The 14,457-nt window shown below is 39.7% G+C and carries 11 protein-coding genes; 5 read left to right on the forward strand and 6 right to left on the reverse strand.

Going from position 1 to position 14,457, the window contains the following annotated elements:
• Positions 1–16: 16 nt before the first annotated feature.
• The 5 genes from IPJ83_04340 to IPJ83_04360 all read left to right on the forward strand — a co-directional run bounded on the left by IPJ83_04340 (position 17) and on the right by IPJ83_04360 (position 5,139).
• On the forward strand, positions 17–1,693 hold the full coding sequence (locus IPJ83_04340) for a DUF1800 domain-containing protein (GenBank protein ID MBK7879772.1): 1,677 nt from the start codon (positions 17–19) through the stop codon (positions 1,691–1,693).
• Between the two features lie 23 nt (positions 1,694–1,716).
• On the forward strand, positions 1,717–3,303 hold the full coding sequence (locus IPJ83_04345; protein ID MBK7879773.1) for a DUF1501 domain-containing protein: 1,587 nt from the start codon (positions 1,717–1,719) through the stop codon (positions 3,301–3,303).
• 250 nt (positions 3,304–3,553) lie between these two features.
• A complete protein-coding gene (locus tag IPJ83_04350) occupies positions 3,554–3,943 on the forward strand; it encodes a hypothetical protein (GenBank protein MBK7879774.1) in 390 nt (129 codons plus the stop codon).
• 321 nt (positions 3,944–4,264) lie between these two features.
• Positions 4,265–4,513 (forward strand): hypothetical protein, encoded by a 249-nt coding sequence (locus IPJ83_04355; GenBank protein MBK7879775.1) that lies wholly within the window; start codon positions 4,265–4,267, stop codon positions 4,511–4,513.
• On the forward strand, positions 4,504–5,139 hold the full coding sequence (locus tag IPJ83_04360) for a hypothetical protein (protein MBK7879776.1): 636 nt from the start codon (positions 4,504–4,506) through the stop codon (positions 5,137–5,139). Before IPJ83_04355 ends, IPJ83_04360 begins: the two co-directional genes overlap by 10 nt.
• Positions 5,140–5,244: 105 nt before the next feature.
• Here the strand turns inward: IPJ83_04360 and IPJ83_04365 are convergent, their stop codons facing one another.
• The 6 genes from IPJ83_04365 to IPJ83_04390 form a co-directional block, all read right to left on the reverse strand.
• The gene (locus IPJ83_04365; GenBank protein ID MBK7879777.1) at positions 5,245–5,460 is read right to left on the reverse strand and encodes a hypothetical protein; all 216 of its coding nucleotides are present in this window, start codon (positions 5,458–5,460) and stop codon (positions 5,245–5,247) included.
• A gap of 278 nt (positions 5,461–5,738) precedes the next feature.
• Positions 5,739–9,296: a DNA polymerase III subunit alpha gene (dnaE, locus tag IPJ83_04370; protein ID MBK7879778.1), complete on the reverse strand. Its 3,558-nt coding sequence runs from the start codon at positions 9,294–9,296 to the stop codon at positions 5,739–5,741.
• A gap of 771 nt (positions 9,297–10,067) precedes the next feature.
• The gene (locus IPJ83_04375; GenBank protein ID MBK7879779.1) at positions 10,068–11,594 is read right to left on the reverse strand and encodes a T9SS type A sorting domain-containing protein; all 1,527 of its coding nucleotides are present in this window, start codon (positions 11,592–11,594) and stop codon (positions 10,068–10,070) included.
• A 414-nt stretch (positions 11,595–12,008) separates the two neighbouring features.
• Positions 12,009–12,590, reverse strand: a complete 582-nt coding sequence (locus IPJ83_04380) for a hypothetical protein (protein ID MBK7879780.1) — start codon at positions 12,588–12,590, stop codon at positions 12,009–12,011.
• A gap of 107 nt (positions 12,591–12,697) precedes the next feature.
• The gene (locus tag IPJ83_04385) at positions 12,698–13,189 is read right to left on the reverse strand and encodes a heme-binding domain-containing protein (protein ID MBK7879781.1); all 492 of its coding nucleotides are present in this window, start codon (positions 13,187–13,189) and stop codon (positions 12,698–12,700) included.
• 10 nt (positions 13,190–13,199) lie between these two features.
• Positions 13,200–14,417 carry a hypothetical protein gene (locus IPJ83_04390; protein MBK7879782.1) on the reverse strand — a complete coding sequence of 406 codons (1,218 nt, stop codon included), beginning with the start codon at positions 14,415–14,417 and terminating at the stop codon, positions 13,200–13,202.
• Positions 14,418–14,457: the final 40 nt, after the last annotated feature.

Here is a 14,457-nt window from a genome sequence, read left to right on the forward strand (position 1 = left end):
TCAAAAAGTAAGCCTTATGCCAATCAACAGTCCTTTGTTGCCTTATTCCGGGCCGTTCAACAAACCGGAGTTGCTGCATCTGCTGAGACGTACCCAGTTGGGCGTTTCCAATGCAGATTTGAATCATTTTAAAGGAAAATCACTGAATCAGGTGGTAGATGAGTTGCTGACTTTCGGAACTACTGTTGCACCACCGGTGAAGAATTATTCTGCCAGAGTAAATAACTTGCCGGATCCTACGGCCCTCGATACAGAAGTTCAGCTAGGCCAGACCTGGGTGGACACTCCTATTCGAAACCAAACCACCAATCCAGATGGCTCAAGAAGAGAAAGTCTGAAAGCCTGGTGGATGGGACTCATGTTGGGGCAGGAACGTAACCTTCGTGAACAAATGGTTTTGTTCTGGCACAATCATTTTTCTACCGAGGCCAACGATGTAGGGAATGCACAAATGTCCTATCGTACCAACAAGCTATTTAGGGAAAATGCTGTAGGTAATTTCAGAGATTTTTTATTCAAGATCACTCTGGACCCGGGAATGCTTAAATACCTGAATGGATATCTGAATAAGGCTACGGCTCCGGACGAAAATTATGCACGGGAACTTCAGGAGTTATTTTGTGTGGGGAAGGGTCCCGGATCAGGATATACTGAAGATGACGTAAAGGCAGCAGCCAGGGTACTTACCGGCTGGAGTCTGATCACCCAGGAAGGAACCCCTGCGGTTCCGGTAACACCTTACGTGAAAGAAAATTTAAACAACCACGATAAAAAAGATAAAGTTTTTTCCGCTTTCTACGGCAACAAAGTGATCAAGGCAGTTGCTACGCCAACCCGTGCTACCATGGAAGCAGAAATAAGAGAATTGATCGACATGATTCTAGCCGTGGAAGAAACATCCAAATTTATATGCCGGAAATTATACACTTATTTCTGTTATTACGAAATCACTCCGGATGTTGAAGTGAATCTGATCGAACCACTGGCAGAAGTTTTTAGAAACAGCAACTACGACCTCAAAGTATTGTTGAAAGCATTCTTTACCGCAGATTATTTTTTCAAACCTGAATTAAGGGGTGCCATGATTAAAAGCGGGATGCAATTCGTGATTGGCAAAACCAGAGCTTTTGGTTATCAAATTCCGGATGCTTCCAAATTTGAGGCACAATATTATTACTGGTCCGTATTTAAGAATTATGCACGCAACATGGGCCAGGACATCATGGATCCACCCAATGTGGCCGGCTGGCCTGCTTACTATCAGGTGCCGCAATTTCATGAAATGTGGGTCGACACAGCCACCTATCCGGAACGAAAAAACTTTTACGAAAACATTAGTAAAAACGGTCTGAACTCCGGTACTTTTTACTATCAGGACGTCAGCAAAAATGTAAAAGTTACGGTGGACTTTGTAGCCTTTGCCAAGCAGTTTTCTGTACCGGAAAACCCAAATATTCTCGTGGCCGAAGCATGTGAATTATTGTTTGGTGTGCCGGTCTCTCAAGCCGTCAAAGATCAACTGAAGACGAGTTTTCTTTTGGAAAACCAGAGTTCGGATTATTATTGGACCGAAGCGTGGCTGGAATACATCAACAATCCTTCCACCACTGATCCGGAAGCCAAACGCGTACCAACCATGCTGAAGAATTTATTTCTCGACATGGAATCCGCTGCTGAATTTCATCTTTGTTAATTCATCTCCACAAAAAAATTAAAATGAAAAGAAGACAATTTATACAATCTGTACCGGTCGCAATAGGTGGAATGTCCGTTACAGCATATGCCAACAGCCCTCTGTTGTCGGCACTTACGGCTGCGCTTTACGAAACAGACCGTGTACTCGTAATTGTTCAGCTCAACGGAGGTAATGATGGATTGAATACCGTTTTTCCATTGGATCAATATGCTACCTTGGCCAAACACAGAGCCAATCTGCTGATGCCGGAATCCGATATACTTGTCCTTGGAGGGACGAATGGAACAACAGGTATTCATCCCGCGATGAATAAATTTAAAGAATTATACGACGAGCAAAAATTATCGGTGATACAGTCTGTAGGTTATCCTTCCTTCAATTTCTCCCACTTCAGGGCAACGGATATATGGATGACGGCATCGGATTCAAAAGAATTTTTGAACAGTGGATGGGCCGGTAGATATCTCAATTATGAGTTTCCAAATTACCCGGTGGGATTTCCGAATACGACCATGCCTGATCCATTGGCCATACGGATAGGAGGGAATGTGCCCCTTGGATTGCAGAATATTGGTGTCAACATGGCCATCTCTATCAACAATACAAATGACCCGCTAAACCTTACCGGATCGATTTATAAAGACCCAGCTTCTGCCGATTATAAAGGCAAAGAATTGCTTTATTTGCGTGAAGTTCAACGCCAAACAGATAAGTTTGGGGATGCGGTTGCAGCTGGAGCCACCAAAGGAAAAAATCTTTCCACTTTGTACCCGACGGGCAGTGCGCCGGGAGCGTCGTTGGCCAATGCCTTAAAAATTGTTGCCAAGCTTATTTCTGGCGGATTGAAAACCAGGATTTATTGGGTGAGTACTGGAGGTTTTGATACACACTCCAATCAGGTTGTAGGAAGTGACCGAAAAACCGGAAATCACGCCAACCTCCTTAAAGGGGTAGCAGATTCCATCCATGCGTTTATGGACGATGCCAAACTGCTTGGATTGGAAGACAGGATTGCCGGGATGACCTTTTCTGAATTTGGCAGGAGAATCATTTCCAATGGATCGGTAGGTACTGATCACGGTGCCGGTCAGCCGATGTTCCTTTTTGGTAAGAAGGTCGTGCCGGGCGTCATCGGTAAGAATCCAACCATTGATCCCAATGCTACGGCCAACTCCAATATTCCAATGCAATACGATTTCAGATCGATCTATGCTTCTATTTTGAAAGACTGGTTCTGTGTGCCACAGGAAGATCTGCAAAGTGTTTTGTTGAAGAATTTCCAGGCCTTACCGCTGTTTGATCCATCAGGCTGCATTCCTACCAGTGTGCATGATGAAAACAATAAAGCTGGAGAGAATCTGCTTTATGCCTATCCAAACCCGTTCCAGGAATCCACTACCATCAAGTTTGAAACTAAAGGAGATCATACTCTCGTACAGATTTTCAACAATCAGGGTGTGTTGATGCAGACGCTGTATGATGGAGATTTGGCTCCTGGTAAGTACGATTTACCTTGTGACCTTGGGCAGGCACCTGCAGGAATTTACTACGCCAGAATACAGAATGGTAAACTGCAACAGGTGAAAGCCATTCATAAAGTTCGCTAATCCGGTAGATTTCAAGAAGACTGGAGAAAGGAAATCTGCTTGAATTGACTTTTTGAGCATTTTGCTCAATGCAAATAGGGGAGGCTCATTGGTTTAATGCGGCTTACTTGAAGGATTTGTTCGGCAGGCCTCATGTTTATGCGTCGAACCAAATCGATATGGTCGTTGATGAGAATCAATGGGAAGGATGACTTTCACCGCAGGTGGTTTGCAGGATAATGATTAGCTTTGGGTCTTTAAACCAAGAATTATGAGCTACAGCGATAAAAAAGTGATAGGTGTCTGGATAGATCATTTACATGCCTACATCATCGGAACACCGGATCTAAAAAATGAAGGGGAATACGATGTCCTCAAAAAGATAGAATCTCATTTTAATCCCTCCAATGGTAAAAGCGAAGGAGTGATGAACCACAAACATTCCAATGAGTTGAAAAAGCTCTACAAGGAAGTTGGAGAGCAAGTGTCTCAGGCAGATGCTGTGTTTATCATCGGCCCGGGAAAAGCTCAGGAAGAATTAAAGAATTTTCTGCAGGAAGACAGACATTTTCAAGCCAAGGAAATTGAATTAGGTACTGCCGATCATCTCAGCATGAATCAGATGGTGGCTAAGATAAGAACCCATTTCTTTCATAATTAATCAGACACAAGCAATTTTAATTGCTTGAGCTGTTTTTGATTTTTATTTAGATACAAGTTGTATGCATTGAGGCGGAAAAGATGTTGATTAAATGCATCTAGTCTTTTTAATTTAACTCATCATAATGCATATTATGGGTTAAAAAGCTTCCGATACCTCATCATATAGTTATCGAATGATAAATTGAGATCGGCCTTTTTCATTTTAGCTAAAACTGATTTAAAAAGCGTTCAAAACAAAATACTGTTTGAGCTCTCATGCAAATAAGCTAACAAATATAATAAAAATATTGATGATTATTTTCCTAATTATCAATCATATTTGAATCAATATGGACCAAATTATGGTGTCGCTGACCATGAATATTTGGCTGCCCATTGGATTCAAAAAATTGTGGATGGATTAAAAGATATTTATGGTAATACATTTACAGATGGTGAGTATTTGGCTTTTGCATGGCAGGGGCTTCGAAATACAGCTGCTTGGTCAAATTTAACAAATACCCAAAAAAACCAAATCAATACAAACTTGACTAGCGGATTATCCAAATGTACTAAAACATGTTTATAATATTTATTTTACTTCTACTAATAAGTTGTCAAAAACCCGCTACCGCCATCTATGTTAATGAGCATAGCCAATTAATTTTTCAAAAGAATGACAGTTTATATATTTCTAATTCTTCCTTGGGGTTTATTAAAATAGATAACTTTACAAATTCTAAAACTATTATTGTTTATTCAACTGATGTAGAGTGTATTGATTTAGAAGGCAATATATACAATATAGAATTGATAATTTCAAAGTTGAATAATTCATTTTTACTGCAATTTAATGATAGCTGTGCAGAAAATTCGAACTATTCAGGAGAATATACTCAATTAATTTTAGAGCCGATTCAATGGGATTCACTTAAAATTCATTTTGTAAACAGTGAGGAATATGATGTAATTGTCCATCGTCATAAAACGAAGGATTTATCTAAGAATTGCAATTTGTTGGATTTTGATTCAGAAATTCTATTGTATTTTAATGATAAACTGAATAACGATATGCGCAGGTATCGAATTGGTGAAATTCCAGAGTTAATTTTATACCATAATGGTTTAGTAACTAAGAAAAAGAGACGAGGATATTTGCCTCAATATTTTACTAATATTAGTAAAGTAGGTTATTCTAAATTCAAATATAATTAATATTGATTTAAACTTTAAGTATTTTGTGTTGACTTACAAAACATAATTCAAAATAACGTTACACTTAAATTTTCATTCCTACTTCCCATATAATTCCGCATCTGTTTAACCATCTCCATTGCTGTCAAATCCGGATACATTAATTTTTACCTTTAAATAGGCATTGGTTCCTGTAGTGCCGAATTGGTCCTGAATGTAAATGAGACCATGCGTTCCGCGGTGACCCATTTTGGTTTTGACCGCTATAACTTTACCTGTTAGTGCAGTACATGATTCCAGCCTGTCTTTGAGTCCGGGTGTTTGTTGAATGACAGCGGCCAATAGTTTATAGTCTTTTATTTTATCGTATCCGTCCTACAAACTGCCACATCCCATAGTTCCTTTGGAAAATAACTATGTGCAAAATAAGTAGGTCTAAGTAAGTATTTGAGAAAATGTAGGATGGCTACAGGAATAGAAATTCAAACGCATTGAATGGTTAAATCAAATTCATAACAACAAGGTAATTGTTATGAGTTATGATGACTTCATATTTTCATTCACCATGTATGCTTTACACTAAAACAAACTTGTCAGACGATAAGACTTCATCTTTAAAATTATCCTTTGCCATTGATTTTGTAATGAACACCCAATTCATCCAATTCAGAAAACAATTCTCCGCTTGCAGTTACTTTTCTCTTTATACCCAGAAATGCCAGACTTAACTCTTGTTCGGTATCCAGAATATTGAAGCGTATGATTTGATGTCCTTTGTGTTTTTTTAATGTTTGGTCCAGACGCTTGATCATGTCTTTGTTGACAGATCTAAGGTTGATGTACATCAATAACTTTTGGACAGTATATTCCAATGCAGAACTGAGCAACATGATGTTCTCCACTTTAAAAAACCACTCGTCACTGTTGCGCCAAGTATCTTTACCGTAGGTCCCCTCTACCAAAATCGAAACCCCCGGTTCCAGCAAATTTCTTTTGTTCCGGTAGAGTTCTTTATTCGCATTAAACGCAAAATTTCCATGGTAGTCCTGTAAAGTAAAACTCGCATATCCTTCGCCGGCTTTATTGGTCTTGTGCTGTACATTGCTGATCACACCCGCCAAACGGAGTTTGATGCCATTGGTTTCGTCTTTCTGATATCGTGGCAAAGCATCCAGGGTGCAACTGGTCGCATATTTAACTTCATGCTTGAAGTCATCAAGTGGATGCGCACTTAGATAAATGCCTGCAACTTCTACTTCATGCTCCAGTTTTTCTATGCTGTTCCAGGGTTCTGCCTGCGGAGGAGAAGGGGGCATCACCTCCTGAGTATCGAATGCCCCGAATAAGGAACCTTGTGAATTGTTTTGTGAATTCTGATATTGCTGTCCCCAACGAATCATATACTCCACATAGGTATTGTACTTTTCGAAGGGGGCAAAATATTGTGCACGGTGCACGCCTTCAAAACTGTCAAAAGCACCTCCATATACACAACTTTCGATGACCTTCTTGTTGGCAGAACGAGTACCCATGCGCTTGATGAAATCTCCAAAATCTTTGAAAGGGCCGTTTTTTTCTTTCTCTATGATCAATTCCTCTACCGGTCCTTCTCCGACCCCTTTTAAAGCGGATAAGCCAAAACGAATTTCACCTTTTGCATTTACGGTAAAATCTATTTCACTCTCGTTGATGTCAGGACCGAGTACTTTAATTTTCATCCGGTTGCATTCGTGCAGATAATGGCCCAGATCATCCATTTTATTTTTTTTGGACGTAAGCACCGCTGCCATGTACTCTGCAGGATAGTGCGCCTTTAAATAAGCTGTTTGGAAAGCAAGAATGGAGTAGGCCGCAGCGTGGGAACGGTTAAAGCCGTAGGAAGCAAATTTAGCCATCGTGTCGAAGATTTCCACCGCCTTGGCTTCTTCAATTCCTTTGGCAGTCGTCCTTTCTACAAATATGGATTTTTGCTTGTCCATCTCTTCCTTCTTTTTCTTTCCCATCGCCCTCCTGAGAATGTCTGCTTCTCCCAGACTGTAGTCTGCCATGATCTGTGCAGCCTGCATGATCTGTTCCTGATAGACCATGATGCCATAAGTAGGACTGAGCAAATCTTTCATCCATTCATGCGGATACACCACCTGAAGTCTGCCGGACTTGCGCGCAATGAATTCGTCAATGTAATCCATCGGTCCCGGCCTGAAAAGTGCATTCATGGCAATGATGTCCTCAATATTGCCCGGCTTCAGATTCTTAAGATGCCCCCTCATTCCCTCGGATTCGAACTGGAACACACCAATCGTATTTCCCAATTGGAAGAGCTCCAGTGTGAGCGGATCGTCCAGCGGTATTTCCTTTATCTCCAGCTTAAAGTCATCCCCAAGCCTTCTTTTAATGATTTTAAGGGTATCGTCGATGATGGAGAGCGTAGCCAGACCAAGAAAGTCCATTTTAATCAATCCGGTTGACTCAATCACACTCCCTTCTACCTGGGTGACCCACAAGTCGGTATCTTTTGCTGTGGATACCGGGATAAAGTTCATGATGTCTTCGGGTGCAATGATCACTGCAGAGGCATGTACGCCTACACTTTTGACAGAGCCTTCCAGTTCTTTCGCAGTTTTCAATACTTCAGCTTCCAGTCCTGTGGACTGAAATATTTTTCTAAGCTCTGTGATTTTGACTTTTTCGTCCGGTGTAAAATCATCCGAAACCTGTTGTTCCAGATCCAGCAGGTTTTTTAAGTAAACGCCGGGTTTGGCAGGAACGAGTTTGGCAAGCCGGTCTGCGGATGACAGATCCAGTCTTTTGACTCTGGCAACATCACGGATGGAGGATTTGGCTGCCATGGTTCCGAAGGTGACGATTTGGGCTACCTGATTTCTTCCATATTTCTCTACGACATAGTTCAGCACCTTATCCCTGCCGCGGTCGTCAAAATCTATATCTATATCGGGCATGCTGATACGCTCCGGATTCAGAAATCGCTCAAAGAGTAAATTATATTTAATCGGATCAATGTCGGTGATGGTCAGGCAATAGGCAACGGCAGATCCTGCAGCTGATCCTCTTCCCGGGCCCACACCTACTGAAAGATTACGTGCAGCCTGAATGAAATCCTGAACAATCAGGAAGTAGCCTACAAACCCCATTTTCTCAATGACTTCGAGCTCAAAGTCCAATCGGGATTTTACCTGCGCAGTGATCGTGCCATAGCGCTTTTTTGCACCTTCATAAACCAGGTGTCTCAGATAGCCGGCCTGATCCTGAAACTCAGCAGGAATCGGAAAAGCAGGAAGCAGAATGTCCCGTTCGAGATTGGGCGTATAGCATTTGTCGGCGATCTCCATGGTATGGTCAAGCGCAAAAGGGACATCGGCAAACCGTTCAGACATTTGATCGTGAGTCTTGAAAAAATACTCCGGACTCGAAAATTTAAATCTCGATTCTTCATCTACGAACGAGTTGGTATTCACACACAAGAGGATGTCATGCGGTATGGAGTCTTTCTCTTCCAGATAATGGACATCGTTGGTCGCAATGACTTTGACATTGTATTTTTTGGCCAATGCCAATAAATGCTGATTTACCTGTTCCTGGCTGATGCCAATTCCATCAAGGTCATCATTGCCATGCTGTCGCTGAATCTCTATATAAAAATCCTCTCCCAGAAGATTCAGCCACCATTGTAAGAGCCTTTCAGCCTCTTCCATTTTTCCTTTGATAATGGCTTGCGGAATTTCAGCCCCAATGCAACAACTGGTCGCGATGAGTCCCTTATGGTGAAGCTGGATAAGCTCTTTGTCTATCCTTGGAAATTTACCGTATAGCCCTTCTATGTAACCCAGCGAACAAAGTTTGGAAAGGTTTTTATATCCTTCTTCATTTTTCGCCAGCAGGAGTTGGTGGAATCTTTCGTCTTTCTCACCTCCGGATTTCAGAAAAGATTGTTTACGCCTGTCCTCGACCATGTAAAATTCGCAACCCAGTATGGGTTTCAATCCATTTGCACGAGCCTCCTTCACGAAGGAGTAGCATCCGAACATATTGCCATGGTCCGTAAGGGCAACGGCTTTCATTTTATCGGCTTTTGCCTTAGCCATCATGGACTTGATGTCCGTAGCACCGTCAAGCAATGAAAACTGGGTATGGCAGTGCAGATGACAAAATTCAGGCATGGTGCGGTGGAGTCTTGGTGGGATGCAAATTTACGGCAGTTTTAAGATATTTGGATTTATTTAATATCAGGCCAGGTATATTTTAAGGGAATTAAGTAGAAACTAACCTCTTATTAAGCAGTATTTGTTAGATTCCAATGCCTCATATATTTATCGAATGAGAAATTCAGCCCGGCCTTTTTCATTTTAGCTAAACCTGATTTAAAAAGCGTTTAGAACAAAATACAGTTTGAGCTCGCTTGCTGCTAAGCTAAAATATTTGTGACAGTAAGGCCAGGAGCTATTATGACTGTTTAAGGTGACTGACCGATTTCCGCAATGCGGAATGAAGCACGACAGTGCTTCAAGGGAAAGAACCCTGCCTGACTGCGTCGGCAGGCAGGCGCGAAAGCGGCTAGTAAGAGAATGAGAAATGACTGAACGATCTCTGCTGTAAGCAGAGTATCGTGCGACAGCACGATAAGTGAAGGAACCGCGAAAGCTGAAATTTTTTGACTTGGAATAGAAATTCTAATGCATAGAATGGGTTTATCAAGACAAAAAAGAACAATGATAATAAGATGGAATTTAGGACAACTTTAAAATCCAATAGGCAACAATTTGTTGTAGTCCTTTATTGTAAATTGTTTAAGAAAGTGACTTGTACAAGCAAGTCATTTTCTTTTAGTGAATGTAGGGAAAAAATATTCGGTCAGCCCTTCCAAAAAAAATATACCACAACAGATAACTCTGTTCATTGTGTTGAAACATCCCATTTAGCATATCTAAACACTAATTAATTATAATTTTTTTCAAATAATCTCGATTATTTAACCTAACTTGTATAAAATAAATTCCAGCTGGAATATCTGACACATCATAATAATTATTATAATTTTTTTGATACTCCTTGACAATAGTGCCCATTAAATCAAGTAATCGCACGTATAGGTAAGAATGAAGATCTGAACCTATTTTAAAATAATTATAAACTGGGTTTGGGTAAATTGAAATTTCGACATTCAAATTATTACTAGAACTTGATAAAAGTGTATCACATGAAGATTTCGTTTTTACTAATAGATTATAATTTGGCGGAGCAGGCAAATTGCCAAACATAAAAGCAGGTAGTTCAATTTGCCTTAAATGGAAATTGCAATTCAATCCTTTTTCATTAGGATTGTTTACCACATGAAGATATATACTACTGCTTCTACACGATACATAGATCTTTCCATCTGTCGCAAGAGATAATTGATTAAATGAGGTAGTTAACCTATTCTCAAATAAGTAACCATCCCATTCACCAATTATAGTCTCGCTACTCTGGATATCTTTTGCATGCAAATCGTATTGCCAGATAATAGAATCAGAGTTTAAATATAAAAATTGACTATTCGGACTTACAACCACATAACAATAATCCTTAAATAAAGCATTTTTATTAATAACAATTCTTGGATTTGAAAGAATTCCAAGACACCTGTCAAAGTCAAATATTTGAATTTGATAACCTCTTAAATATTTGATAAACATCTCTCCATCCGGTGTAAAGATACTATTTCCAGTCCAATCAAAACTGTCTGCAGGAACGCCAATTTTTTGATTAGCGTAAAGCCTTATTCCAGATGTATCCAATAAATAAACTCTATGGTTGTTACTCAGATAATCCTCTATTATAATCCACCAATCTCTTCCATTTGCATGTTTTGTTAATGCCATATGAGATTGGACAAAATCACCCTGTGTAATAATGCTATCTTTAATTGAAACTAAATTTTCTTTGGAAATCCTGTCAAATTCTATTCTTGAAAATTTGAATACAGGAGCAAAGAAATACCTTTGAATAAAATCAGGATGATAATTAATTGTAAAATGAATTAATGCGGTTTGAATATCCTCTTTCCCTGGCATTGGAATAAAATAATGATTATACTCAGCCGGATATCCACCAACATAGTCGCGCCAAACACGTCCGTAATTTATACTATCTCCATTTGAAATGACTTTTTGCTTATTATCATAAATTCTAAAACCATCAGTAAAATATCTCAATGTTCCATTTTTATTACCTATAGATGCGTTTGTGTACCCCAATTCTGGTAACTTTTCACCAAACTTGTATTCAACATTAATATTACCACTTGAAAAATTAATTTCAGTTTTTCCGTACTTAGGCAAAAATGTACTATCATTGCTATAACCTACTATCCAAGCAGCTCCATAGTAATCTTGTGCTACTAACGCATGATTAGTAGAATCACAAAATCCATAAAAGATACATATATATATACAATATTTAAAATAGTATCGTTTCATTTAAATAAATTAATTAACAGAAATTCTTCTTTGCAATGTGTTTCCATTTTTGGATTTATAACTACTAGATAAACGCCTGGGGTTAATTTAATTCACTTAATTTAAGTTTGTCCTTTAATTGAATTTGTAAATCCCCAATATAGTGGACCAAATATAACTAAAAATAAAGTAGTGTTTCCAAGATCATTTAAATTTGTCCATCATGGGAACATATAAGAAACAAACCACAGACAACTTTAGTGAATAACGGGGTCCACAAAACTAGTTTCTCCCAAAATTTTAACTTGACCCTTTATATCTGTCTGCTTTGTAATAGCATTTTAGTTATTCTCAGATATGCCCCTAACACAGCTCTACTGGCATGTAAATGAATGTTAATTTAAGGATTTATAAAATCAGGAAATTTTTTAAAAATTATTCTTCTCTAAAAAATCGAATATGCTCAAAAGGCATAAAATAATTTGGAAAGCAGCTGATAAAATCTTCTTCAATCTGAAAATCTATACCTTTGAAACTTACTTTCTGCAGAGAAGGATTGAGTCCCACTTCGAAATAATTATTTTTATTTTGCGCGTCTTTTATCTGACACATCACATCCGGAAACATGGGGTGCTGTAAATAAATATCATCAGCTTCCTTTAAATCGGTCCTGATATATCCTTCACGGTCCGATTCAAAATCTCTTTTTTCTTTTTGGTAAAAAACAGCACATCGCACCCGGTCGATCATCATTGGATTGTCATGCACAATGCGAATGGTAATGGGTCCGTCTTCCTGAGTTTGTTTGCGGACCGGAAAATCCTGCTGAACGTTTTTGTCAGAATGCAGTTTGAGGATGTTCCCTTCAATGGAATAGGTTCCTTCCGCATAACGGTCAGATGCGCCGTAGACATAATAAAAACGAAATGTACTGTCTTCCCTGAATTCAAATCCGGCAGCCATTTCCATGATTCCACGCAGATGATAACTCCCCGGTTTAAAATTTTGTGCCTGCATGTGAGTAACTGATTGAAGAATTAATCCTAAAAAAATAAACTTTTTATACATGGCAAGATGACTAAAAAATGACGGTCATTTTTCTTTGAAGTTTGATGAAACTGCCGTTATCTTTTCTTTCTCTTAAGACTGTCAGCAGGATACTGTCTGGCAATTAAATCCAATTGCATCTGTGCCCACATGGTGATGTTCGCACGGTCACTGTCTGTTAGTTTGGCTTCAGGGTGAAGTCCCAACCAGGTATAGGAAGGTAAGGGCATTTCTTTTTCCTTTACCACCTCGATTATTTCTTCAAACTTGTGATTTTGTCTGGCGATGGGTCCGGCGGTAAAATTAGAAAAATTCAATTCTCCTCTACCTTCCTCTATGTGATGATTCAGCCACCAGCCTATGGGTTGAATGCTGCTGTACCATGGGAATTGCACTGAATTGCTGTGACAATTGTAACAGGCATTTTTAAGCAAAAGCCCCACATCTTCGGGTACCGGAAATTTTGTGTTCAAGTGATTAGACTGGTCTGCGTTGGAAGTTTTGTCAATCTGAAAAAACTGAATGATGATCAGGCCGACCGCAAGTGTGATTAATATTTTCCTTATCATAAAATTAGATTTATTGCTGTGAAACCACAAAACTCAAACTATTACTTTTTTTGTCAATGGTCAACCTGGCAAAATACAGTCCGGGAGGAAATCCCTGAACACGATATTGAACAGCAAGCTCCGTTTTTCCGATCAGTTCTGCATTCACTTTTTTACCATCCGCTGAAAAGAAAACGATGGATTTTTCATCAAATTGTTTGTTGCTTCTTATTTCAATTATTCCGGTAGATTGGTTTTGCCATAATTGGAATTCACGATCTTCAATGTTGACCGTGCTGAGTAATTCGTCGTTTCTCAAAATCCTGCCCAGATAGGTGCAGATGAATCCGCTGTTTTGATTGACCAGATCCACTGAGAAAAGATGTTCCGGACCCAGTGGACTTGGCATCTGAGTCCAGGACTGCCCTCCATCCGTCGTTTTTAGAATGGTGCCATTGAATCCCACCACCACACCAGTCAGCGCATCTGCAAAATCCAAATCCATCAATGGTTCCTGGACACCAGAATTCAAGCTGGTCCATTTCGTTCCCCCATCCTCTGTTTTATAAATTCTACCGATGTCAGCACAGGCATATCCAACTTGAGTATTTACGAATTTGATGCGACGTATCCAATCAGCAGGCGGGGTGAATGGGAAGTCTTTGACCGCAGTCCAGGAATCGCCACCATCATCGGTTCTCAACAAAACATTGGAACCGGAAGCAAATCCTTTTTTATCATCCACAAAGCAGATTGAATACAATAAATTATTGAGGCCGGTGGGAATGCTGAACCAGCTTTCACCGCCATCTTCTGTCTTAAGAATCATTCCATAGGCACCACAGGCAAATCCCGTCTGGTCATCCAGAAAATGCAATCCCCAGAGTTGTTCTTTGGTGCCGGTTGTTTTGGTTACCCATTTATTTCCCCCATCGGTCGTTTTGATAATCAGGCCATCGTTTCCACTCATGAAAGCGGTTTGTTCGTTGAGGATAAAAATGTCCATAAACCGGGTTCCGGAATAGCCGGAGCTCTGATCCGTCCAGCTGAGGCCACCATTGGTGGTCTTGTGGATATTCATCGTAGAGCCATTGTACAACGAACTAACACAATACCCAAGTTCGGAGGTAAGAAAGCGGATTTTCTGAATGGTTTGCTGCGGACTAAATCGCGTGATTTCTTTCCAGCTTTGCGCATTGGCAAAGCATACCATCATCAAGAAATAGAATCCTGTAAATACCGGTTTCATGCTTCGATTTTTTCCAAAGATAATGGAAAGATAATTGTGA

Source organism: Candidatus Vicinibacter proximus, from assembly GCA_016713905.1.
Lineage (GTDB): Bacteria > Bacteroidota > Bacteroidia > Chitinophagales > Saprospiraceae > Vicinibacter > Vicinibacter proximus.